The following is a 22,165-nucleotide window of genomic DNA, read 5'->3' as shown; positions in this document are numbered from 1 at the left end:
TCAGGGTCAGGGACTCAAGGCCGTGCCGGCCCCCACCGATTACACCGCCAAGCAGAGCCAGGTACCCCAGCCGCTCTACAGTTATTTACCCAAAGGGCGTTATCTGATGTATTCCGAAGCTGCCATCCACGAATGGATTGGGGTATTGTGGGCTCGCTTGCGGGGGCAGGTTAACGAATGAGCGATCAAGCGTTTCATTCCTGATTTGGATCAGGAAAGCGAAAAAAAATTACGTCATTTGCCGCCGGGTCAGCTATCTTGGGCTCGGTTCAATTCATATAATGTCACGCAATCAAATGCCTAGGAGATATACAAGATGAGACAGCACCTGGTAATGGGTAACTGGAAACTGAACGGCACCAAAGCTTCTGTAGAAGCTCTGATCAAAGGACTGACCCCGGCAGCTGCCGCTCATCCTTCTGTGCAAGTCGCCGTCTGCCCGCCGGTTATCTTTTTGGGTCTGGTTGAGCAACTGACCGCTGGCAGCAAGATTGCCTACGGTGCCCAGAACGCTGACGTTCACGAGTCTGGTGCCTTCACCGGCGAAAACGCCCCCTCCATGCTGAAAGCCTTTGGTTGCACCTACTCTCTGGTCGGCCACAGCGAGCGTCGTACCCTGCACGCAGAGACTGACGACGTGGTTGCTGCCAAGTACGAAGCGATCCAGAAAGGCGGCCTGGTGCCGGTTCTGTGCATCGGTGAAACTCTGGAGCAGTTCGAAGCCGGCGTGACCAAGAACGTGGTTGAGACCCAGCTGAAAGCTGTTATCGACCGTTGCGGCATCGCCTCCTTCAACAACGCCGTTATCGCTTACGAGCCGGTATGGGCCATCGGTACTGGCAAGACTGCCACTCCGGAGATCGCTCAGTCCGTTCACGCTCACATCCGTCAGTACCTGGCCGGTTTTGATGCCGCCGTTGCTGCCAAAGTACAGATCCTGTACGGCGGTTCCGTCACTGGTGCCACTGCAGCCGACCTGTTCGGTCAGCCGGACATCGACGGTGGCCTGGTCGGTGGTGCGTCCCTGAAAGTGGACGACTTCTCCCAGATCATCGCTGGCGCTGCCAAGTAATCGCTGATTACGGCAAAGAGAGGGGCTCGACCCCTCTCTTGTATCGCTTTTCCTATGGTGGCCCCCGCATCCCATATGAAAGCCGATATAGTAAAAGTGGCTTGTCTATTTAAACATTCGTATTTGACAACTCAGATCCAGAGGCACTCATGACCAAACAAATCAAACGTATTGGTGTTTTGACCAGTGGTGGCGACGCACCGGGTATGAACGCAGCCATTCGCGCCGTGGTTCGCGCCGGTTTGCATCATGGCCTGGAAGTTTACGGTATTTATGATGGCTACCTCGGTCTGCACCAGGATCGCATCGTCAAGCTGGAGCGTCACAGCGTCTCCGACGTGGTGAACCGTGGTGGTACTTTCCTCGGCTCCGCCCGTTTCCCTGCCTTCAAAGACCCCGCAGTGCGCGCCGAAGCGATCGAAAACCTGAAAAAACACGGTATCGATGCGCTGGTCGTCATCGGTGGTGACGGCTCCTACATGGGTGCCAAGAAGCTGACCGAAGAGGGTTTCCCCTGCATCGGCCTGCCGGGCACAATCGACAACGACATCGCCGGTACCGACTTCACCATCGGCTTTGATACCGCCCTGAACGTGGTGGTTGACGCCATCGACCGTCTGCGCGACACCTGCAGCTCCCATCACCGTATCTCCGTGGTCGAGATCATGGGCCGCCACTGTGGCGACCTGGCCATGTCTGCCGCCGTTGCCGGTGGTGCCGAATATGTGATCGTGCCGGAAGTAGCCTTCGACAAAGAGAAGCTGCTCAAGCAGATCAAGGAAGGCGAAGCCAAGGGCAAGAAGCACGCCATCATCACCATCTGCGAGCACGTTACCGACGTGAACGCCCTGGCGAAAGACATCGAAGCCCTGACCGGTCGTGAAACCCGCGCCACCATCCTGGGCCACATCCAGCGTGGCGGTGCCCCGACTGCCCGTGACCGCATCATGTCCAGCCGTATGGGTGCTTACGCCGTTGAGCAGCTGCTGGCTGGTCACGGTGGTCGCTGCGTCGGTATCCAGCGCAACGAGCTGGTACACCACGACATCATCGACTGCATCGAGAACATGAAGCGTCCGTTCGATCAGGAGCTTTACAACCTCTCCACCACCCTGTTCTAAGCCTCGCGGCTTTTTACCGGCTGTTGATGACAAAAACCCTCCATCGGAGGGTTTTTTTATATCTTGCAAAAACGGGGGCATCGGCACGCTGTGTGGCCCTCACCATACGGGTTGCCTGATTACCAACCCTTGCGCCATCTGACTGATCACCAGCCTTCCTCTCCTCACAGCAACCGGCTTCAGCCTACGAACAGAGTTCCGGTATTGTCGTGGATGTTTTATAAGTGCGAACCGGATTGCGTTGACCTGTGCTCTGTCGACCCTGAAACCAGCTTGTTCAGCCTCCTCGTCATACGCCGCTTTTTATATCTCAATCTTGCAGAAGGGATTCAGATATCTTCCCCAACCATGCTCCGGCGCTGCTTTCGTATTGCACTCACATGACTCAAGCAGATGCACCGGCTACGCAAATCGCTGCTCGCACCCAGCCCAGCCCAGCCCAGCCCAGCCCAGCCCAGCCAGAGAATACGCCTCTGGCCTATTGCGCACCTCACTCTTGCTGCGGCCATGTCTATTCCGAGGCCAACGGGGAAATTGGCGGTGATAAAACAGCCAACTGCTACTCTGTATCCCCCCGATGCACGGCTCTCCTCCCTATGAACCCAGTGTATTGCTGAAAAAATGCGGAGACTCTGGACTGATAAAGTGATGGTGTGACAAGGGTTGGTAACCAGACTCTCTCCATAGACTTCTTTTGGATGGGTTATCTACGTCAGGAATCGTCAAATCATTGCCTTGCGCACTTTTTATGGCCTCAATGGCACTATTACGAGGGTGAAAACTTATAAAACGCCACTTGAGCCCCATACAAAACCCTTCACTAAACCAGCCAACAGCAAACCAACCAATTGAATTTAAATGAAATAATCATAAAAACAGAATCTTGAATGCCTAACATGCCATAGCAGGTGATAAAATCAGCTCAATATGACAAAAATAGCCATCTCAACCAACCACGCACATAAAGCAGCTATTTTATCAATTTACACCTTGTTTTACCCCCTTGTTATGGTATCTTGACTACATCAACCAACAACTTAGGGAGAGAAAAATGAAAGAGTTTGTCGTTACTGCCGTTTTCACGGTGTTTTTCACCCTGGTTGCTGTCTCTCTGCCCTCACTGTCACAGTTCTGAGCCGGATAGAGAGGCATCAATCCGGACCGACCCTCTTTGCCGTGTCTGTTTAATCGCCACCAACTGGCGCTTTTCAGTGACAATGCCGAGATGGTCAACATAGATATGATTTCATCACGTTGACGCTGTTTCTTTCGCCACAAGGGTGTAACCAGGATGGTTTAACCATATGGCCTGATGGAGTAGAACCAGCAGTAGATCATATCCGAGGGGAGCAAGGCTCCCCTTTTTGTTACCCGCCGTTTGACAATCCCCTACCCCGGCATCTACAACAGGCCGGTTGACGCCATACGGCCCATGCCCACAACTGATGTTTTCCCCTCCTGTACTCTCCATTCAACGCAGCTAAATCCGTCAGCAATCTCTTGTGCACACCTTTGCTCTGATACTTGTCCGGCAGATATAAAAAAGCCCCCGCCATCATGGCAGGGGCTCGCGTTACGCAGTGTCAGCTTAGGGCTGTTATATCTCAGTCCAGCTCAAAGCAGTTATGCCTTATTCCAGCGCTGTGGGTCATATTCCGGGCTGAAGCGGTCAACAATGACAGCACAGGCCGCATCGCCGGTGATATTGAGGGAGGTGCGGATCATGTCGAACAGACGATCCAGCGCGAACAGCAGCGGCAACCCTTCAATGGGGATCCCGGCCGCCAGCAGCACGGCAACCACCAGGAAGCTTGGGCCCGGCACACCGGCCTGACCGATCGCCCCCAGAGTGGAGGTCACAATGATGGCGGCCCAGGCACCGACGCTCAGATCGATGTTGTAAACCTGCGCGAAGAAGATAGCGACCAGACCGTAATAGATGGCGTTGCCGCTCATATTGATGGTGGCACCCAGCGGCAGCACGAAGGAAGCGGTCGCGTTGGTCACTTTCAGATCATGCTCGCAGGTCTCCATATTGACCGGCAGGGTCGCCATGGAAGAGGCGGTGGAGAAGGCCACGATCTGCGGCTTTTTCATGGCAGATAGGTACTTCATTACCGGCGTGTTGGAGAACATCATCACCAGCAGCGGATAGACCACAAAACCGAAGATGAGGATGGCAGCCACATAAACCACGAACAGCTTGAGCACCAGGGTCAGTACGTCGAAGCCATAGGTACCGATGGCCTCTGCCATCAGACCGAACACCCCGAGCGGCGCGATGATCATCACCTTGTTGATCATCCAGACGAAGGCATCCACCAGGGTATTGAGCCCATCGACCAGCGGTTTGGCCCGCTCGCGCGGCTGTTTGGCCAGCGCAATGCCGAGGAACATGCAGAACACCAGGATCTGCAGGATGTTCGCTTCATTGAGGGAGTTGAAGACGTTGGTGGGGATCATGCCAAGCAGGGTGGCGACTGCATCCGGCAGCGCCCCTTTATCGGCGTAGTCACCGCCAAACATGGAGGCGACGGAAGCGAAATCGACCCCGACACCCGGTTTGAAGATCTGCCCCATCACCAGTGCCAGCAACACGGCCAACGCGGAGGTCACGAGAAAGAAGGCCAGCGTCGCTGCACCGATCTTGCCCGCCGCCGGGCTGGCGCCCAGATTGGCGGCGCCGGAGAGGATGGCAACCGCCACCAGCGGGATCACCAGCATCTTGATCAGTTGGATAAACAGGGTACCGAGCGGTGCAAACACGGTGGCTTGTTCACCCATGAACGCGCCGACCACTGCGCCCAGTACCATGGCGACCACAACCTGGAAGCCGATGTTTTTAATGAGTCCTTTAGTTAACACAATATGTTCCTTTATGTAGCAAAATTCACACTTTTCCCAGTGCAATTAACCAAACAGGGGAATGAGCGGCTGCCCATTCCCCTGTTTGCGCGTGTTATCTCACATTTAATTGCTGTTTTAAATCAGCAAATCATTAACCTTGGCTATTAATAAGTTTGCGAAAAAGTGAAGATTCAAAGCGGTCTCGGCGATTTTTACCTCATCCCCCATGACAACTGGCAAAAGATTGTGCTAGTTTGGCTGCACAAACGTATACACAGGGATGTAAAGATGCTGAAAGTTAACGAGTATTTCGACGGAAATGTAAAATCCATCGGTTTCGAACAAAAAGGCGAGAAATCAACCGTCGGGGTGATGAACACCGGTGACTACCTGTTCAACACTGCCGCCCCAGAACGGATGACAGTGATCAAGGGCGCCCTCAGCATCCAGCTGGCTGATGAAGATGAGTGGCACACCTACAACCAGGGCGAATCCTTCCTGGTAGCCGGTCACTCCTCCTTCAAACTGGAAGTGAAAACCCCCACTGCCTATCTGTGCGAATTTCTCGACTGATCAGGCCGGTTGAAGGGGATCAGCCCCTTCAACCTTCTTGGGCAATCCCCAGCCCCATTATCTGTGTCCATGTCACAGCACCGCACATCCCCGCTTTCCATCCACGTCAAAAATCCTAGAATAAACAGACATAAACCATCACCGGATTGATGTCATGATCAGCGTGTTTGACCTGTTTTCCATCGGAATTGGCCCCTCCTCTTCCCATACCGTCGGCCCCATGCGTGCATCCTATGCTTTCGTCCAGCAGCTCAAACTGCAAGGGCATCTGCAACAAGTCACGCGGGTCGAAGTAGAGTGTTACGGCTCGCTGGGCCAGACCGGCAAAGGGCACGGTACCGGCAAGGCAATCATTCTGGGGCTATCCGGCTTTGAACCGGAATCGGTCGATATCGATGCCATACCCGCCATTCTGGCTCGAGTGGAAAAGGAACAGAGCCTGCCGCTGGCAGGCGAACAACCAAGCCATTTTCCACGCACCGGTGCCATCATCTTCAACCGTCGCAAAACCCTGCCGGCCCACACCAACGGCATGACTCTGCGGGCCTTTGATAAAGAGGAAAACCTGCGCTTCAGCCAGACCTACTACTCCATCGGGGGCGGCTTCATCATTGAAGAGAGCCACTTTGCTACGGCCAAAGAAGAGGCCGCCAAGTCTGATGCCGAGCACCCTGTCCCCTACCCGTTCGACAGCGGCGCCCAACTGCTGGCCCACTGTCAGGAGAGCGGCCTCTCCATCTCGGGGCTGATCCTCGCCAACGAGCGGGTCTTTCGCAGCGATGAGCAGATAAAAGCGGGGCTGCGCAAGATCTGGCAGGCGATGCAGGGCTGCGTCGAGCGAGGCTGCAAAAGCGAAGGGGTGCTGCCGGGCGGCCTCAAGGTTCGGCGCCGCGCCCCGGGGCTGTTCCGCCAGCTAAGCTGCGAGACCAACTTCAACAAGGACCCGCTGATGGTGATGGAGTGGGTCGACCTGTTTGCACTGGCCGTCAATGAAGAGAACGCCGCCGGTGGCCGGGTGGTGACCGCCCCCACCAATGGCGCCGCAGGCATCATTCCCGCCGTGCTGCACTACTACGATCGCTTCGTTCACAAGGTGGATGACGAGACGCTGATCCGCTACTTCCTCACCGCGGCTGCCATCGGCATCTTATATAAGAAGAACGCCTCCCTCTCCGGGGCCGAAGTGGGCTGTCAGGGTGAAGTTGGGGTTGCCTGCTCCATGGCGGCTGGCGCGCTGACCGAACTGCTGGGGGGTAGTCCGGCCATGGTGGAGAACGCCGCCGAAATAGGCATGGAGCACAATCTAGGGCTCACCTGCGATCCCATCGGCGGACTGGTGCAGGTGCCCTGCATCGAGCGCAACGCCATGGGGGCGGTCAAGGCGATCAATGCCGCCCGCCTCGCCCTGCGCGGCACCGGCGAGCACAAGGTGTCGCTCGACAAGGTGATCAAGACCATGTGGGAGACCGGCAACGACATGAAGACCAAATACAAAGAGACGGCCCGTGGCGGCCTCGCCGTTAACATTACCGAATGTTAAAAAACGGCAATTGACTCCATTTGGTTCCGAAATGCCCGGCATCGCCGGGTATTTTTATGGGCAAACGCTTAACAAAATGGATAAGCACAAAAATAAATTTTATACTCGCGCCTCAGATTCAACAAAAATAGATCTATTTCAACTTTTTTTAGGCCTGGAGCCGTTACACTACGGTTATCTGGTTCTGTGACCTGCGCTGACAAGCGCGTTCCATGGATCTCCCAAATTTCTGTGAGTGGGCATGCCGCCCCCTTCTACCCTGAGGTAATAGTGACATGATCAGCGTTTTTGATATCTTCAAAATCGGTGTAGGCCCCTCTTCTTCCCACACTGTTGGCCCGATGAAAGCGGCCAAACAGTTTGTTGACGAGCTGCGCGCGGGCGGCAAGATCCGCGATGTAACCCGGATCAATGTCGATGTCTACGGCTCCCTCTCCTGGACCGGCAAAGGCCACCATACCGACACTGCCATCATCATGGGCCTGGCTGGCAACCTGCCGGAAAATGTCGATATCGATGCCATCCCCGAGTTTATCTCCCGTGTTGAGCAGACCGAGCGCCTGCCGATCGGCCTGCACTGCCACACTGTCAGCTTCCCGCGTGACGCCATGGTATTCCACGACGAAGCCCTGCCGCTGCACGAAAACGGCATGAAGCTGACCGCCCTGATCGAAGATGAAGTGGTTTACAGCAAGACCTACTACTCCATCGGTGGCGGTTTCATCGTTGACGAAGAGAACTTCGGCAAGGCTGACAGCGGCGACATGTCCGTACGCTATCCATTCAAGAGCGCTGCCGAGCTGGTTGCCCATTGCAGCCAGACCGGTCTCTCCATCTCTGCCCTGATGATGGAAAACGAGAAGTGCTTCAACACTCCGGAAGAGATCTACAAGAAGTTCGGCAAGATCTGGAACACCATGCGCGAAGGTATCGAGCGCGGCTGCCGTACCGAAGGCGTTCTCTCCGGCCCGCTGCGCGTACCCCGTCGTGCCGCACCGCTCTACCGTCAGCTAAACACCAACGAGAACCTCTCGAGCGACCCGATGAACATCGTTGACTGGGTCAACATGTTCGCTCTGGCCGTGAGTGAAGAGAATGCTGCCGGTGGCCGAGTGGTCACTGCCCCGACCAACGGCGCTGCCGGTATCATCCCGGCCGTACTGGCTTACTACGACAAGTTCATCCAGCCGGTTGGCCGCGACGAATACACCCGCTTCTATCTGGCTGCCGGTGCCGTCGGCATCCTCTACAAGATGAACGCCTCCATCTCCGGCGCCGAAGTGGGCTGTCAGGGTGAAGTGGGTGTCTCCTGCTCCATGGCCGCTGCCGGTCTGACCGAGCTGATGGGCGGTAGCCCGGAGCACGTCTGCGAAGCTGCCGAGATCGGCATGGAACACAACCTGGGTCTGACCTGTGATCCGGTTGCCGGTCAGGTACAGGTGCCTTGCATCGAGCGTAACGCCATCGCAGCCATGAAGGCTGTCAACGCCTCCCGTATGGCCCTGCGTCGTACCTCCAAGCCGCGCGTCTCTCTGGACAAGGTGATCGAGACCATGTACATCACCGGCAAGGACATGGACTCCAAGTACCGTGAAACCTCCCGTGGTGGTCTGGCCATCAAGGTGATGCAGGTTGCTTGCGAATAAATAAGGGTTGCGACCCTCATCTGAACAAAGGCGGGATATCCCGCCTTTTTTATTGCCCGAATGGGATGCCAGGCACTTATACCGGCATACCGACCATTTCACTGTAGGGCGTCGCTGATATACCCTGCTACGCCACCGCAATGCGGATTGCCTTGTCTGCATACCTCTCTAATTACATACCTTGATTAACTCTTCTCAATGCATTGAGAGGGACATTACGCCCCTACATGAAACCTGTACCTGCTATCTTGCCCCGGTCACGATTCCACAACTAATCGATATCGAGATGCCCCCTCAGCTCAATATCCCCCCTTTGGTCATACACTTGTTTGGCAAGACGCGGTTACCGCTCACCCTGCGGATTATCACGCCGCCACATTGATTGCCTCCTATGTGGCACTTTCTTGATCAGGGCAAACAATCAAGTACGCAAACAGGGGGTTAGCTCATCACTTTGGTCACAGCGCATCGCGCAAACTGGTTTTAGCACAGTTATCACCGCCCTCTTTACGCCCTATTTGATGTAAAACGCATCACGCAGTGGAGGCCCAAAAAGCGCCCAAAGAAGGGGCTGAAAATAATCGATGAATGGGCCAATAGCCGTTGAAATGGAGGATATGAGAGCGCGCCGCTCGCTATTTTTGTGAGCACCAGCAAAGGTTGAGGATATGGTGTTGGGAGCAGATTGACTTTCTATTTAAACAGCGAAAAGTGAATATCACCAAAGGGAGGGTTTAATTTGGCCAGATCCTGTCACGGGATTATCGCAGGCCACCTCTCCGGGGCCGGAATGCGTCATGCAGAGTCACAAAGAATTAGCCCCGCTGGGCAGAACGCACCACGGGGCTGGATATTCAGGATGGTTTTTTCAGGCTGGCCTTGTGCTGCTCTAGCAAATTCTCGGGGGGCGGCGGCACCTGCAGGTAGAACCCCTGGTTGGTCAGCGCGGCCATCACCTTGCCTACATCAGCCAGACCCAAGGGCTTGGCCGGATCCAGCTTGGTCATCAACACCAGCTCGGGACGCCCGAATGCGCTCAGCAGTGGCTCGGGAACGCGGGAGAAATCCTCTCTTTTTTCAACAAAAAGGTAGGTCTCGGCTTTTTTGCGACTTTTATAGACTGCACACAACATGGAAATTGATATAATCCGATGAGTTTATTGCCTCTGATGGGGGCAAACTATAACATCAGGAATTGAATAACAATAACGGATTAGCATCTCTGCCTCGGGGAAGATTCATGGTTGAGCGCGATAACGAATTGAAAGGGACCACCTTCACTATTTCTGTGTTGCATATCAGCGATGGCGAGCCTGAGCGGATACGTCAGTTGTTGGCCGAAAAAGTGGCCCAGGCACCCTACTTTTTTAATTGCGCACCGCTGGTGATCAATGTTTCCCGACTGGAACATATTCCCGATTTCGAACAGCTCAAGGAGCTGGTGGAGTCCGAAGAATTTGTGCTGGTCGGCATCACGGGGGCGCGCAGTGAAGAGATGAAGACAGCCGCCAAGGCGGTGGGACTGGCCGTGATGGCCTCGGGCAAGAGTCGCAAGAGCGAACCGGAACCCGAGCCTGCCCCCGCGCCAGCCGCCCCTGAGGTGGTTCCCGAGCCCGAACCCGCCCCTTTGATCCCGAGCAAGGTACATGTGGGACCGGTTCGTTCCGGCCAGCAGATTTACGCCGCCGGCACCTCGCTGGTGGTGCTGGGGTCCGTCAGTCCGGGAGCCGAAGTGCTCGCCGACGACAGCATTCATATTTATGGCACCCTGCGTGGCAGAGCCATTGCCGGTGCCCGGGGAAATACCCAGGCCCGGATCTATTGCCAGCAATTACAGGCCGAGCTGCTCTCCATCGCGGGCACATTCCAGCTGAGCGATGCATTGCCGGCAGGCCTGATCCAGCAACCGGTACACGTCCGGCTGGACAACGAACAACTCCGAATAGACCGTATCAAATAGAGTTACAAGGAAGCGAGAATGGCGCGAATCATAGTCGTTACATCGGGTAAAGGTGGCGTTGGCAAGACCACAACCAGTGCGGCCCTGAGCACCGGCTTAGCCCAGCGTGGTCACAAGACAGTGGTCATTGACTTTGACATCGGTCTGAGAAACCTGGATCTCATCATGGGCTGCGAGCGGCGCGTGGTGTATGACTTCGTCAACGTCATCAATGGGGAAGCAAACCTCAATCAGGCGCTGATCAAGGACAAACGCTCGGAAAATCTGTTTATCCTGCCCGCCTCCCAGACCCGGGACAAAGATGCCCTCACCCGTGAGGGAGTCGAGAAGATCCTGGACCAACTGGCGGAGATGAAGTTCGATTACATCGTCTGCGACTCCCCGGCAGGGATCGAGGCGGGCGCACTGATGGCGCTCTATTTTGCCGACGAAGCGATCGTCACCACCAACCCGGAAGTCTCTTCCGTGCGTGACTCCGACCGCATCCTTGGCATCCTGGCCTCCAAGTCCCGTCGCGCAGAGCGTGGCGAAGACCCCATCAAGGAGCACCTGCTGCTGACCCGCTACTGCCCGACCCGCGTCAACCGTGGCGACATGCTGAGCGTGCAGGATGTGCAGGAGATCCTGGCCATTCCTCTGCTCGGGGTGATCCCGGAGTCCCAGGCGGTGCTGCGCGCCTCCAACTCCGGCGAGCCGGTCATTCTGGACAAGGAGTCCGATGCCGGTCAGGCCTACGAAGATGCGGTGTCCCGCCTGCTGGGCGATGCCAAGGAATTTCGTTTTCTGGAAGAAGAGAAGAAGGGCTTCTTTAGCCGACTGTTCGGGAGTTAAACATGTCATTATTGGATTATTTTCGTTCCAACAAGAAACAGAACACCGCACAACTGGCCAAAGAGCGGTTGCAGATCATTGTTGCTCACGAGCGTTCATCCAGAGGGGGGCCGGATTACCTGCCCCAGCTCAAGCAGGATATCCTCGATGTGATCCGCAAATACGTCAACATTGATCCGGAGAAGATAACCGTTCAACTGGATCAGAAGAGTGATGAGCTGTCGGTACTGGAGCTCAACATCACCTTCGCCGATGACAAGAAGGGATGAGCTGACGCCCTATGCGTGACCCCTTCCCCCAATGAAGACCGGATCCTGTCACTGGATCCGGTTTTTTATTGGCACAAAAACAGGTCACAGCGGCTCGCCTCATCTCGCCAAGGGGTCTGCCGACAGCTAGAATAGCGCCGCCCCGCAGGCAGTGATCTGCGTCGGCACCTTTTTCTCTTTTCTGGAACAGACCGCTTATGTCTATGAATGACGAAATGCACAGCGTCGAGGAACTACTCGATACCGCCCTCGAACTCTTTATGGAGCTGGCCTCTGACAACCTGCCGGAGCAGGAGATCGCCCGTTTCAATCAGGAGTTCAACGACCGCGGCCTGCTGGCCGAAACCGACCCGGCCGATGACTGGGAGGCGGACGTGGGTTTTGCCGTGAGCGACACCGACTATGCCGAGATCTGGGTTGGCCTTGGCAATGAAGAACAAGATTATGAGCATCTGTTTGCCCGCATGCTGCTCTCCCGCCGTGTTGACGAGAAGTTCTGCCACATCGAATGGCTGCCCCAATAATTCCGGATCCCGATGATCCCAGCCACTATCAGTGGGAGTCTGACCCTGACTCTGTGGCCCCTGAGCGTCCATCTGCATCGCTTGGGCGCCGGGTGTTGAGGTGGGCAGGCAAGATCGCGCTGGCCGGGCTGCTCTGCTCGGTCGGCTCGGTCGCCTTACTGCGTTTTATCGATCCGCCGATGTGGAGCTGGCGTATCGAGCGGGCCCTCTTTCCGCCCGCCAAGATCACCCAGGTGCGCCATCAATGGGTAGATCTGGAGTCCATCTCCAAGGAGCTGCAACTGGCGGTGATCGCCGCCGAGGATCAGCGCTTTGCCGATCACAACGGCTTTGACATGGATGCCATCAACGCGGCGCTCAAGCACAACCAGCACAGCGAAAGGGTGCGCGGCGCCAGCACCCTCAGCCAGCAGACCGCCAAGAACCTCTTTATGTGGAGTGATCGCAGCTTCCTGCGCAAGGGGCTGGAGGCCTGGTTTACCCTGCTGATGGAGCTGGGTTGGGACAAGGCCCGCATTCTCGAGGTCTATCTCAATATCGTGGAGTTCGGCCCCGGCATCTATGGCGCCGAAGCCGCCGCCCGCACCTACTTTGGCAAACCGGCCAGCCGCTTGACCCGCTACGAGTCATCCCTGCTGGCCGCCGCCCTGCCCAATCCGTGGCGTTATCGGATCAAGCCCCCTTCACCCTATGTGCAGAAACGCTCGGTCTGGATCCGCCGCCAGATGGGGCAACTGGGTCAGATCACCCTCAATCGGGTGCATCAGGCCGACTGATCCTCAGGGCTCATCGGGTTTCTCCGGTGGGCCCAGATGGCCGCCCACCGTCTCGCGGTGAAGCGGCAGATAGTGCCACCACCAGGCCTCGCGCCGTCGCTTGATCTGTTGCCGCCGTCCCCGCAGCTTCATCCCCTTACTCCCTGCCAGATGATCCGCGCCTTAACCATACTCCCCCAACGGCAACTTGGACAGGCCAGCCCCGCCCGGCGCACTGGTCTGGCCGCCACAGCCAATAATTGTTACAGTAGCGAACCTCGATGTATCTGGAGTGATTTCATGGAACAGCGTACCCCGGATCAGCTGGTCGAATGGGCCTATGATCAGTTTCTTGAGCAGGCCGCCGATATGCTGGCCCCCGAACAAATAGTCGACATCACCCTGGAGTTTGAGCAGCGTGGCGCCGTGGAAGCAACCCTGCCCAATGCAGACTGGTCGACCGAGCTGGGTGAGCCGGTCGATATGGAGCGCTGGGTCGAAGTGTGGGTCGGTTTGCTGGATCATCAGGATGAGTTTGAGGTGATCTTCGCCACCTTCCTGCTGCCCCGTCTGTTGACCGAAGATCAAGTGCATGTGCGCTGGCATCGCCAGCAGCAGGCATAAAAAAGGCGCCATCGGCGCCTTTCTTGTTTCTGTGCACTCTTATTGCTGTTCTCTGCTAATCCTGCGCCGCGATGGCCTTGGCCAGACAGCGGCGGCACCAGCAAGCGCTGGCCTCCTGCATCGGCAATACCGGCAACTGGCTGCACCAGCACTGCGCAATGGTCTGACCGGCAGAGACGGCGCAATAGGCCGGTTCGCCACAACCCGGACAGCGGTGGGTGCTTTTCGAGCCATTCAGCTCGGCCATCACCGCCAGCTGGGCCTTGCTATCCATCGCCGACCAGTGGCCGATCTCGCTCAGGGTGCGGCCACAACCAAGGCAAAGCCCATCTTTCGCCTTGCAGAGGCCAACACAGGGACTCGGCATCTTATTCGCTATCCACTGCCGAGTCGGTCTCTGTGGCCACCAGAGTGATAGCGTTATCTTCGATGACAATCTTGCCCTGCTTGTAGAGGCCGCCGATCGCCTTCTTGAAGGTGCCCTTGCTCATGCTGAACAGCTTGTAGATGAGTTCGGGTTCGCTCTTGTCACCCACCGCCAGACTGCCGCCCTGCTTTTTCATCCGGCTCAGAATGCGCTCACCGGCATCATCAACACGCGCAAGACCCGGCTTTTGCAGGGTCAGATCGAGCTTGCCATCTTCGCGCACCTGCTTGACCCAGGCGGTTTGCGGCCGACCGGTCATCACCCGGCCAAACACCTCGTTCTTGAACAGCATGCCGGGATACTGACCGTTGACGATCACCTTGATACCCAGGGGTGAATGTTCGCCCGGCAGCGCGGTCACTTCGTCACCGACCTTGAAGTTGCTGCCGGCCGGGGTCAGGAAACGCTCGATGCGGCTGGTGCCGACCATGCGCCCTTCGTTATCCAGTTGCAGACGCACCAGATAAACGTGGCCCACCTGCATCGGCTTGTTCTGCTCACGGCTGGGCACAAACAGATCCTTTTTCATGCCCCAGTCGAGGAAGGCACCAATCTTGTTGGCATTGACCACTTTCAGACCGGCAAATTCGTCCACCATGGCAAATGGCTTGTCGGTGGTGATCACCGGCTCGCAATCGGCATCCAGATAGAGGAAGACCTGCACGCTATCCCCCTCTTTCACCCCTTCCGGCAGTTGACGTTTGGGCAGCAGCAGTTCACCGTACTCATCGGCCGCAAGCCAGGCGCCACGGTCTTCGAGTTCAACAACGGTGAGGGTGTTCATCTTGCCAATCTGTATCATGGTGCTCTCTTTTTTCATTACCCGGATGGGCCAACTGAACATGGCCCCTATGGGCGCGCATGTTACCTCAAGAGCGGTGATCCGGCCTAGTCCCCAAGCCACCACTGGCCGCTCTTTCGCCCTTATCTTATCCGCCAATGGTGATTAAATCGCCAAACAGGCGGCCATTTGCTGCAAATAACCCCACTTTTAGGTAGACTTCGCGGCTGTTCAAATCCAGAGGAACTGTCGATGAACCCATCCACTCGTACCCGCCATCTTAATCAATGGATCCAGAGCCACAGCGATCAGGACATGACCTACCCGGCCCTGCACGGTTTTCTCTGTGCTCGTCTGGTGGGGCCGGAAAGCCCTGACTGGCAACGCCCGCTGGCTGGTCTGCTGGAACAGGATGCCGAGTTGGATGAAAAAAGCGCAGAAGCCCTCAACCACCTGATCGCCGAGCTGGAATCCCAGGCCGACGACGCCCAGCTGGCACTGCCGAGTCAATGCCGCCTGCCCAGCGATAACCCCGAGCAGGTGTTCGAACAGAGCCACCCCCTCGGTCAATGGAGTTATGGCTTCAGCATGGGTTTTGCCACCTGGCCCAAGCCGAAGGATTTGAACGACCCGACCACCCAGTACCGCTTCAGTCTGGCCGCCGAGCTGAGCCTGTTTCGCGACAAGCAGATGGCCCAGATGCTCTACAGCGCTGCCGCCAGCGAACTCCCCTTTGTCGAGTTCTGCAAACGCCAGCGCCAGAATATGAAAACCGCCCTCAACCAGTTGCTCAACCTCGACCAGTATCAGGCAGCCCCCAGCCCTGATGTCGCCCTCAATGGCGAGCAGGCCCAACAGTGGCAGACCTGGTTCGAGCTGGCCGACAGCTGCCGCGATCATCAGGCCCGCCTCGGCTGGTTCGAGAAGATCATCGCCGATGCCACTCCGCTCTTTGATGAAGCCTTCTGGCAGCAAATCGCCGGCCACGGCTGGAGTGCCCCCGAGCTGCGTCCTCTGCTGGCCGCCAGAGCCGGCCGCGCCGACTGCCTGCTGCGCCTTGGCAAGCTGGGCGAGGCCAAAGCGGAGTATCTGGCGCTGCTGACAATCTGCATGGCCGATGAGCTGGGTTGCCGCTACAACCTCTCCACCCTCTATGCACTGCAAGGGGATTGGCAGGCGCTGGCCGCCCTGCTGGTGCGCTTCGATGAAGCCTCCAGCTGGTTGCTTTATAACAAGGCACTGATGGTCTTTGCTACCGAGGGTGCCGAGGCAGCCAAGCCCCATCTGCTGATCGCCATCGAGGCCAACCCGCACATTCCGGCCTGCCTGCTGGGTCAGCGCAAGCTGCCCAAACAGGAGCCACAAAGCTGGCAAGCGGGCAGCCGCGACGAGGCCGCGCTCTACGCTATCCACACTCGCGAGGCTTGGCTCAAGCAGAACGCCCTCATCTGGTTGCGTAAAGGCTGAACAGCGTTGGCTTAAAATCCCGTCGGTCAGACCCGGTTTTTCCTTGAGGGCGTGCGCCACCGCACATTTCATCGCAACCGGGTCAGACAAATCAGCTTGAGTTTCGTATCATCAATGTCAAAGTATCAAAAGAAACTGCATCTGATGCAGCCGTCACAGCAGGGTGTAATATGTCAAAAATCATAGCGTTACTCGCTCACTACCCGCCCTATCAGTTGGTACATGCCGCCGAGATGCTACGGGATACCTTCGAACAGTTTTATGAGCAGCGTTACCAGCTGACCGTGCCGCAATGGCGCCTGATGATGGTGCTCGGCCCCAACTACCCCATCAGCCAGAAAGAGCTGGTCGAGGCGAGCGGCATGGACAAGGTACGCATCTCCCGCGAGATCCGCCGTCTGGTCGAAAAAGGGATCATCTTTACCGAGAGCAGCGAACAGGACAAACGCATCAGCCTGGTCTCCCTCACCAATGCCGGGCTCGCCCTCTTCCTGCAGCTCAAGAGTGAAGCGGGCAGCTGGCAACATACCCTGACCGACTATCTGCCTAGCGAATCCCGCGAGGCGATCCGCCAGCATCTGCACAGCGTCAGCGCCGCCATCGAGCAGCTGCAATCACTGGATCGGGAGAAGTAATCATGGATTTGAAAAAGTTCGCCACCATGGACATCAACATGCTGCTGAGCGTCGTCAATATGCAGCTACGTGATCGCTATGACGATCTGGATGATCTCTGCAAGGCGCAGGAGATCGATCAGGCGGCACTGGAAGCGCGGCTCGCCAGCGGTGATTTTCACTACCAGCCAGCGCAGAAACAGTTCAGATAAAGAGATCTAGCGGGATCGGGATCACAGCGCCAGTGATGGCGCTGGCTCTGCGGTAAAAACCTGATATGGTCTGAAGAGCCCCAACAGAGTGATGCACGGATACATCACCCTGTCACAAGAGGGCATTAAAATCGTTTCAGGTGAGCAAACCAAGGATGACCCCATGATATTGATGACCCGACAGAGCCTGTTGATCACGCTCTGTACCCTGTTGATGATCAGCCTCTTCACGCCCCACTTGCCACAAAGTACCGAACAGTGGCTGACCACCCTCTTGCTTGGCCTGCTGGTCACGGTGGCATTGCTGCTGGTGCGCGGTTGTCGCCGCTTTATGATGGAGTAGTGACTCCGCCGGAACGTCTATACCGACCGCTTGCCGCGATACTCTCTGTAGCAGTAACGTCTGTCGCAATCACATCTAGCCAAAAAACAAACGCAGCCTGATGGCTGCGTTCTTGTATCTGGCAGGGCAACCCCTAGAGAGAGATAACCCCTGACGGGATAGATAGCCCTTATAGAGAGAGCCCTTAGATAGCCAGAGCCTCAAGCTGCGCTTTGGCCGCTTCCATCCCCTTGCTCTGGGCATCCGGGCCCATACCCATCCCCTCGGCGTAGATGAAATCCACCTCTTTGATACCGATGAAACCGAGCACGGTACGCATGTAGGGGGTCACCAGATCGGTGGCACTGCCGACGTGCATGCCGCCACGGGGGCTGATCACCAGCGCACGGGTATTTTCAACCATACCGACCGGACCGGTCTCGGTGTAGCGGAAGGTGACACCAGCACGAGCTACCAGATCGATCCAGTTTTTCAGCTGGGTCGGGATGTTGAAGTTGTACATGGGGGCCGCAATCACCACCAGATCGCTCGCTTTGAGTTCGGCGATCAGCTCGTCAGACTGGGCGATCACCGCCAGTTGACGTTCATTTAGGTTGTCACCACCGCGCAGGCCGGAGGCCAGCTCGCCATCCAGCACCGGCAGCTTGAGTGCTGCCAGATCACGCACGGTGACGACATCATCCTTATGGTCAGCCAGGAAGCCGTCGATCAGGGCGTTGGATTGGGAATATTGACCCAGGATGCTGGATTTGAGTACGAGGATATTGGCCATGGTGAAACTCCATTTGGTTGTCGGTTGAACAGCGTTGCTGTCGATGGAGGTCACTCTAAACATTGTGCTTATTTGCTGATAGCGAAAATAGATGCTCAACTTGTTCAAATTTTTTGATGCAAGGCCACTTCCTCGCCAGCCAACCTTGCGGCCGCGCTTCAACCCTTGGCAGAACAAACGATTGCCGTTATGATCCGCCGCACTTTTTTCCAGCGACCCGGATCCCATGATACCCTCGCGCAGGCACTCTCCTTTGGCCGGTGCAGTCTGGATGATGGTGGCAGGACTCTGCTTCGCCGCCGTCAACAGCCTGAGCCAGTATGTCAGCTTCAAGCTTGGCCTCCCATCGACCCAGGTCGCTTTTCATCAATACCTGATCGCCCTGATCTGCCTGCTGCCCTGGCTGGTTCGCCACGGCCTGCGCCAATCCCTGATGACCAATCAGTTCCGGTTGCACCTGTTGCGGGTATTGCTGGCAGTGATCGGCATCCAGCTCTGGCTCTGGGCACTGGCGTACCCCGTCCCCATCTGGCAGGGGATCGCCCTGCTGATGACCTCGCCGCTGTTTGCCACCCTGGGCTCCGCCCTGCTGCTCAAGGAGCAGGTGAGCCGCACCCGCATTCTGGCCACCCTGGCGGGCTTTGCCGGCGCCATGCTGATCCTCGCCCCCTGGACTGACGAGTTCAACTGGGCCTCTCTGCTGCCGGTGGCGGCGGCGTTGTTCTGGGCAGGTTACTCCCTGATGGTGCGCTATCAGGCAGCCAACGAATCATCCCACACCATAGTGGTGTATCTGCTTATCTTCAGTACCCCGTTCAACGTCATGCTGGCCCTGCCGGAGTGGCAGTGGCCAAGCGAGAGCCAGTGGCTGCTGGTAGCCGCTTCCGGCGTGCTGACGGCGCTGGCCCAGATGTCCATCGCGCGCGCCTACAGCGTGGCGGAGGCCTCCTTCGTACAACCTTTCGATTTTGCCAAGCTGCCGATGAACGTGCTGGCTGGCTGGCTGGTATTTGGCTGGGCCCCCCCCGGCCGTCTGTGGCTTGGCGCCGCCATCATCATTGGCGCCATTACCTTGCTGACCCATCTGGAGCAGCGCGCTCACAAACCCGTTTCCTGAGGTACGCCATGCGTGCCTCTTTTTTTGTCCGCTATTTGTGTAATAGCGATCATCAACAATGACCATCGACATCAGGAGAGATCGTATGTTTGGAACCGCAACCCGCCCCGGCGCCACCCGTGCCCTGCTGCTGGGCTCCGGCGAACTTGGCAAGGAGGTCGCCATCGAGTTGCAACGCTTCGGGATCGAAGTGATCGCCGCCGACCGCTACCCCAATGCCCCCGCCATGCAGGTGGCCCACGCTGCCCACGTGCTGGACATGCTCGATGGCAACGCCCTGCGTGCCCTGGTCGCCGAGGTTAAACCCGACCTCATCATCCCCGAGATTGAAGCGATTGCCACCGATACCCTGGCTGCCCTTGAGCAAGAAGGGGTCAAGGTAGTGCCCAACGCCCGCGCTACCCAGCTCACCATGAACCGGGAAGGGATCCGCCGCCTCGCCGCCGAGACCCTGGGTCTGCCCACCTCACCCTACCGTTTTGCCCAAAGCAAAGAGGAGTTTGTCGCCGCAGTCGAGGCTATCGGCCTGCCCTGCGTGGTGAAACCTGTGATGAGTTCGTCCGGCAAGGGGCAGAGTGTACTGCGCGATCTCGCCAAGCTTGATGAGAGCTGGACCTACGCCCAGGAGGGTGGCCGCGCCGGTCGTGGCAAGGTGATCATCGAGGGCTTCGTTCCCTTCGAGTACGAGATCACCCTGCTCACGGTACGCGCCGTCGATGGCATTCACTTCTGCGAGCCGATCGGCCACCGGCAGGAAGATGGCGACTACCGAGAATCCTGGCAGCCACAGGTGATGAGCGAACTGGCGCTGGCCCGCTCCAAAGAGGTAGCGGCCAAGGTGGTCGAGGCCCTCGGCGGTTACGGCCTGTTCGGAGTCGAGCTCTTTATAAAAGGCGATGAAGTGTGGTTCAGCGAAGTCTCGCCGCGTCCCCACGATACCGGCATGGTGACCCTGATCTCGCAGGATCTCTCCGAGTTCGCCCTGCACGTACGCGCCATTCTGGGGCTGCCGGTCGGCACCATCACCCAGTACGGGCCGAGCGCCTCTGCCGTGGTGCTGCGCGAAGGGCACAGCCAGGATATCCGCTATCAGGGAATTGGTGAGGCATTGGCGCTGGTGCCGGGCGCCCAGCTGCGGCTATTTGGCAAGCCGGAGATCGCCGGTCGCCGCCGTCTCGGCGTGGCGCTGGCCCGCGCAGAGGATTGCCAGGATGCGGTGGAAAAAGCCAAAGCCGTGGCCGTCAAGGTCGAAGTACTGTTCTAAGGGCTTTTTTGCCACAGAAAAACAAACGTTTGCCGGTGTGATCGGGCGCAAGGGGCATGGCAATGCCCCTTTTGCATTTTCCCGTCAGGCTTATAATCCCCTCTTCAAATTTGTCAGGAGTACAAGATGTTAGCTGCCGTGATCTTCGATATGGATGGTGTTCTGATCGACTCGGAACCCTTTTGGCAACGGGCCCAAATCGCCGTTTTCTCCGAACTGGGTCACCCCCACACGGTAGAGGATTGCGAATCGACTATCGGCGTGCGCATCGATCAGCTGGTTGCCCACTGGTATCGCCTGCGCCCGTGGAGCGGCCCGACTCAGGAAGAGGTAGTACAGCGCATTCTGGATCGGGTCAACGCCCTGATCCTTTCCGAAGGTCAGGCCAAGGCCGGTGTGCTGGAGGCGCTCGACCTTATCGAAGCCCGCGGCCTTAAAGTGGGTCTGGCCACCTCCTCACCCTTTGCGATGGTAGAAGCAGTGCTCGGCAAACTCGGCATTCGCGATCGCTTTATGGCGGTTCACTCCGCTGAAGTAGAGCGTTTCGGCAAACCGCACCCGGATGTCTATATCCACGCAGCCGAAAAGCTGGGGGTTGAGCCGGTACATTGTCTAGCCATCGAAGACAGCTTCACCGGTCTACTGGCGGCCAAGGCGGCCTCCATGACAGCGCTGATCGTGCCGGACCCCGCTTTAGTGGATGATCCACGCTTGGCCATCGCCAACTACCAGCTCGGCTCGCTAGCCGAGCTGAATGCCGACATGTTGGCCAGCTGGGTCAAGTAGCGCCTATCGGCGCCTTGTTGCGTTCGCGTTCTCATACCCGCGGGGGGCTCCTGCCCCCTGTGATTGCCAGACAAAACCGCTGGCGTTCCTCCTCTTTTCACCCGTCATTCGCAACCAGATTGTTCCTCTCGCACACGACCACTCCAACCGGTTGCACCTTGCCATCCCTCAGGCTTGATCTCTGTCATAAACGTGCGTTTGCTCGCGGTTACCCCCCTGCAGCCCGACTAGAATCAGGGTAGATAGGCGGCCTCAGGGCCCGAGGAGGTTATCATGATCGAGTACACCAGCAAGCGCATCGTCTGCCCCCACTGTGGCCACCATACCCGGGTCGAGCTGGATGCCAGCCAGGGTGATCAGGAGTTTTACGAAGATTGCATGGCCTGTTGCAATCCGATCCATCTGCGGCTTCACCGCGACGAAGCACGCGACTGTTTGCAGTTGTTTGTGGATGCAGACGACGAGCAACTGTTTTGATTACGAGTCACAAAAGGCCGAGCAGCTGTTTTGCATGCAAGTCGCAAAGAGCTGAGCAGATGTTGTGACTGCGAGTCATAAAAAGTTGAGTGGATATTTTCACCATATAAATAACAAGGGCCTGCACACTGCAGGCCCTTGCT

The 22,165-nt window shown here is 57.2% G+C and carries 26 protein-coding genes; 20 read left to right on the top strand and 6 right to left on the bottom strand.

The features are described 5' to 3' along the window. From AB5Y92_RS09410 to pfkA, 3 genes are all read left to right on the top strand, one after another. Positions 1 to 181: YdcF family protein (locus AB5Y92_RS09410; protein ID WP_368226597.1), on the top strand; the 181-nt coding region annotated here is incomplete at its 5' end. Between the two features lie 135 nt (positions 182 to 316). Beyond that, positions 317 to 1,072 carry a triose-phosphate isomerase gene (gene tpiA, locus AB5Y92_RS09405; RefSeq protein ID WP_005336839.1) on the top strand — a complete coding sequence of 252 codons (756 nt, stop codon included), beginning with the start codon at positions 317 to 319 and terminating at the stop codon, positions 1,070 to 1,072. A 149-nt stretch (positions 1,073 to 1,221) separates the two neighbouring features. Further along, positions 1,222 to 2,193: a 6-phosphofructokinase gene (gene pfkA, locus AB5Y92_RS09400; RefSeq protein WP_005336840.1), complete on the top strand. Its 972-nt coding sequence runs from the start codon at positions 1,222 to 1,224 to the stop codon at positions 2,191 to 2,193. Positions 2,194 to 3,816: 1,623 nt separating this feature from the next. Here pfkA and AB5Y92_RS09395 read toward each other — a convergent pair. Next, entirely contained in the window at positions 3,817 to 5,058 is a 1,242-nt protein-coding gene (locus AB5Y92_RS09395) for a dicarboxylate/amino acid:cation symporter (protein ID WP_005352303.1), read from the bottom strand. 270 nt (positions 5,059 to 5,328) lie between these two features. Between AB5Y92_RS09395 and AB5Y92_RS09390 the strand changes: the two genes are divergently transcribed. The 3 genes from AB5Y92_RS09390 (at position 5,329) to AB5Y92_RS09380 (ending at position 8,799) form a co-directional block, all read left to right on the top strand. Continuing rightward, a complete protein-coding gene (locus AB5Y92_RS09390; protein WP_368226595.1) occupies positions 5,329 to 5,613 on the top strand; it encodes a pyrimidine/purine nucleoside phosphorylase in 285 nt (94 codons plus the stop codon). A gap of 154 nt (positions 5,614 to 5,767) precedes the next feature. Next, entirely contained in the window at positions 5,768 to 7,153 is a 1,386-nt protein-coding gene (locus tag AB5Y92_RS09385; protein ID WP_139429870.1) for an L-serine ammonia-lyase, read from the top strand. Between the two features lie 275 nt (positions 7,154 to 7,428). Further along, complete coding sequence (locus tag AB5Y92_RS09380; RefSeq protein ID WP_005336844.1) at positions 7,429 to 8,799, top strand: L-serine ammonia-lyase; 1,371 nt, start codon at positions 7,429 to 7,431, stop codon at positions 8,797 to 8,799. Between the two features lie 854 nt (positions 8,800 to 9,653). Here the strand turns inward: AB5Y92_RS09380 and AB5Y92_RS09375 are convergent. Continuing rightward, positions 9,654 to 9,932, bottom strand: a complete 279-nt coding sequence (locus AB5Y92_RS09375; RefSeq protein WP_005360946.1) for a YcgL domain-containing protein — start codon at positions 9,930 to 9,932, stop codon at positions 9,654 to 9,656. 107 nt (positions 9,933 to 10,039) lie between these two features. Between AB5Y92_RS09375 and minC the strand changes: the two genes are divergently transcribed. The 5 genes from minC to mtgA all read left to right on the top strand — a co-directional run bounded on the left by minC (position 10,040) and on the right by mtgA (position 13,159). Further along, entirely contained in the window at positions 10,040 to 10,759 is a 720-nt protein-coding gene (gene minC / locus AB5Y92_RS09370; RefSeq protein WP_013723728.1) for a septum site-determining protein MinC, read from the top strand. 18 nt (positions 10,760 to 10,777) lie between these two features. After that, on the top strand, positions 10,778 to 11,590 hold the full coding sequence (gene minD / locus AB5Y92_RS09365; RefSeq protein ID WP_005336847.1) for a septum site-determining protein MinD: 813 nt from the start codon (positions 10,778 to 10,780) through the stop codon (positions 11,588 to 11,590). Between the two features lie 2 nt (positions 11,591 to 11,592). Further along, complete coding sequence (gene minE / locus AB5Y92_RS09360; protein WP_005336848.1) at positions 11,593 to 11,859, top strand: cell division topological specificity factor MinE; 267 nt, start codon at positions 11,593 to 11,595, stop codon at positions 11,857 to 11,859. Between the two features lie 197 nt (positions 11,860 to 12,056). Continuing rightward, a complete protein-coding gene (locus AB5Y92_RS09355; RefSeq protein ID WP_202004084.1) occupies positions 12,057 to 12,383 on the top strand; it encodes an HI1450 family dsDNA-mimic protein in 327 nt (108 codons plus the stop codon). Further along, a complete protein-coding gene (mtgA, locus tag AB5Y92_RS09350) occupies positions 12,368 to 13,159 on the top strand; it encodes a monofunctional biosynthetic peptidoglycan transglycosylase (RefSeq protein WP_202004087.1) in 792 nt (263 codons plus the stop codon). Before AB5Y92_RS09355 ends, mtgA begins: the two co-directional genes overlap by 16 nt. Positions 13,160 to 13,162: 3 nt before the next feature. Here mtgA and AB5Y92_RS09345 read toward each other — a convergent pair whose 3' ends face one another. Beyond that, positions 13,163 to 13,291 carry a hypothetical protein gene (locus AB5Y92_RS09345; RefSeq protein WP_368226593.1) on the bottom strand — a complete coding sequence of 43 codons (129 nt, stop codon included), beginning with the start codon at positions 13,289 to 13,291 and terminating at the stop codon, positions 13,163 to 13,165. A 147-nt stretch (positions 13,292 to 13,438) separates the two neighbouring features. Here AB5Y92_RS09345 and AB5Y92_RS09340 point away from each other — a divergent pair, with 147 nt between their 5' ends. Continuing rightward, positions 13,439 to 13,762 (top strand): HI1450 family dsDNA-mimic protein, encoded by a 324-nt coding sequence (locus tag AB5Y92_RS09340; RefSeq protein ID WP_005336851.1) that lies wholly within the window; start codon positions 13,439 to 13,441, stop codon positions 13,760 to 13,762. 55 nt (positions 13,763 to 13,817) lie between these two features. Here AB5Y92_RS09340 and AB5Y92_RS09335 read toward each other — a convergent pair whose 3' ends face one another. Both AB5Y92_RS09335 and AB5Y92_RS09330 read right to left on the bottom strand, forming a co-directional pair. Next, positions 13,818 to 14,129, bottom strand: a complete 312-nt coding sequence (locus tag AB5Y92_RS09335; protein WP_021229998.1) for a DUF1289 domain-containing protein — start codon at positions 14,127 to 14,129, stop codon at positions 13,818 to 13,820. Between the two features lies 1 nt (position 14,130). Beyond that, complete coding sequence (locus tag AB5Y92_RS09330; protein ID WP_005336853.1) at positions 14,131 to 14,991, bottom strand: S1 RNA-binding domain-containing protein; 861 nt, start codon at positions 14,989 to 14,991, stop codon at positions 14,131 to 14,133. A gap of 231 nt (positions 14,992 to 15,222) precedes the next feature. Here AB5Y92_RS09330 and AB5Y92_RS09325 point away from each other — a divergent pair, with 231 nt between their 5' ends. The 4 genes from AB5Y92_RS09325 (at position 15,223) to AB5Y92_RS09310 (ending at position 17,606) form a co-directional block, all read left to right on the top strand. Continuing rightward, positions 15,223 to 16,437: a UPF0149 family protein gene (locus AB5Y92_RS09325; RefSeq protein WP_136502250.1), complete on the top strand. Its 1,215-nt coding sequence runs from the start codon at positions 15,223 to 15,225 to the stop codon at positions 16,435 to 16,437. Positions 16,438 to 16,607: 170 nt separating this feature from the next. Further along, positions 16,608 to 17,072: a MarR family winged helix-turn-helix transcriptional regulator gene (locus AB5Y92_RS09320; protein WP_005336856.1), complete on the top strand. Its 465-nt coding sequence runs from the start codon at positions 16,608 to 16,610 to the stop codon at positions 17,070 to 17,072. A 2-nt stretch (positions 17,073 to 17,074) separates the two neighbouring features. Continuing rightward, positions 17,075 to 17,263 (top strand): DUF4250 domain-containing protein, encoded by a 189-nt coding sequence (locus tag AB5Y92_RS09315; RefSeq protein WP_019445848.1) that lies wholly within the window; start codon positions 17,075 to 17,077, stop codon positions 17,261 to 17,263. Between the two features lie 163 nt (positions 17,264 to 17,426). Further along, on the top strand, positions 17,427 to 17,606 hold the full coding sequence (locus AB5Y92_RS09310; protein ID WP_005345799.1) for a hypothetical protein: 180 nt from the start codon (positions 17,427 to 17,429) through the stop codon (positions 17,604 to 17,606). A gap of 184 nt (positions 17,607 to 17,790) precedes the next feature. On the opposite strand, the gene AB5Y92_RS09305 is transcribed toward AB5Y92_RS09310, so the two are convergent. Beyond that, positions 17,791 to 18,378: an FMN-dependent NADH-azoreductase gene (locus AB5Y92_RS09305; RefSeq protein WP_245096823.1), complete on the bottom strand. Its 588-nt coding sequence runs from the start codon at positions 18,376 to 18,378 to the stop codon at positions 17,791 to 17,793. Between the two features lie 226 nt (positions 18,379 to 18,604). Here AB5Y92_RS09305 and AB5Y92_RS09300 point away from each other — a divergent pair, with 226 nt between their 5' ends. From AB5Y92_RS09300 to AB5Y92_RS09285, 4 genes are all read left to right on the top strand, one after another. Beyond that, complete coding sequence (locus AB5Y92_RS09300; protein WP_069528158.1) at positions 18,605 to 19,495, top strand: DMT family transporter; 891 nt, start codon at positions 18,605 to 18,607, stop codon at positions 19,493 to 19,495. Positions 19,496 to 19,580: 85 nt separating this feature from the next. Beyond that, positions 19,581 to 20,759, top strand: coding sequence for a formate-dependent phosphoribosylglycinamide formyltransferase (gene purT / locus AB5Y92_RS09295; RefSeq protein ID WP_368226590.1), 1,179 nt, complete (start codon positions 19,581 to 19,583; stop codon positions 20,757 to 20,759). A gap of 126 nt (positions 20,760 to 20,885) precedes the next feature. Next, on the top strand, positions 20,886 to 21,545 hold the full coding sequence (hxpB, locus tag AB5Y92_RS09290) for a hexitol phosphatase HxpB (RefSeq protein ID WP_368226588.1): 660 nt from the start codon (positions 20,886 to 20,888) through the stop codon (positions 21,543 to 21,545). Between the two features lie 273 nt (positions 21,546 to 21,818). After that, positions 21,819 to 22,022 carry a CPXCG motif-containing cysteine-rich protein gene (locus AB5Y92_RS09285; protein ID WP_005336871.1) on the top strand — a complete coding sequence of 68 codons (204 nt, stop codon included), beginning with the start codon at positions 21,819 to 21,821 and terminating at the stop codon, positions 22,020 to 22,022. The last annotated feature ends 143 nt before the right edge of the window (positions 22,023 to 22,165 follow it).

The sequence above is a fragment of the Aeromonas sp. R1-1 genome (genome assembly GCF_040908495.1).
GTDB lineage: Bacteria > Pseudomonadota > Gammaproteobacteria > Enterobacterales > Aeromonadaceae > Aeromonas > Aeromonas veronii.
The sequence above is the reverse complement of the archived record's forward strand: the minus strand, read 5'-3'. Positions and strand labels throughout refer to the sequence as shown.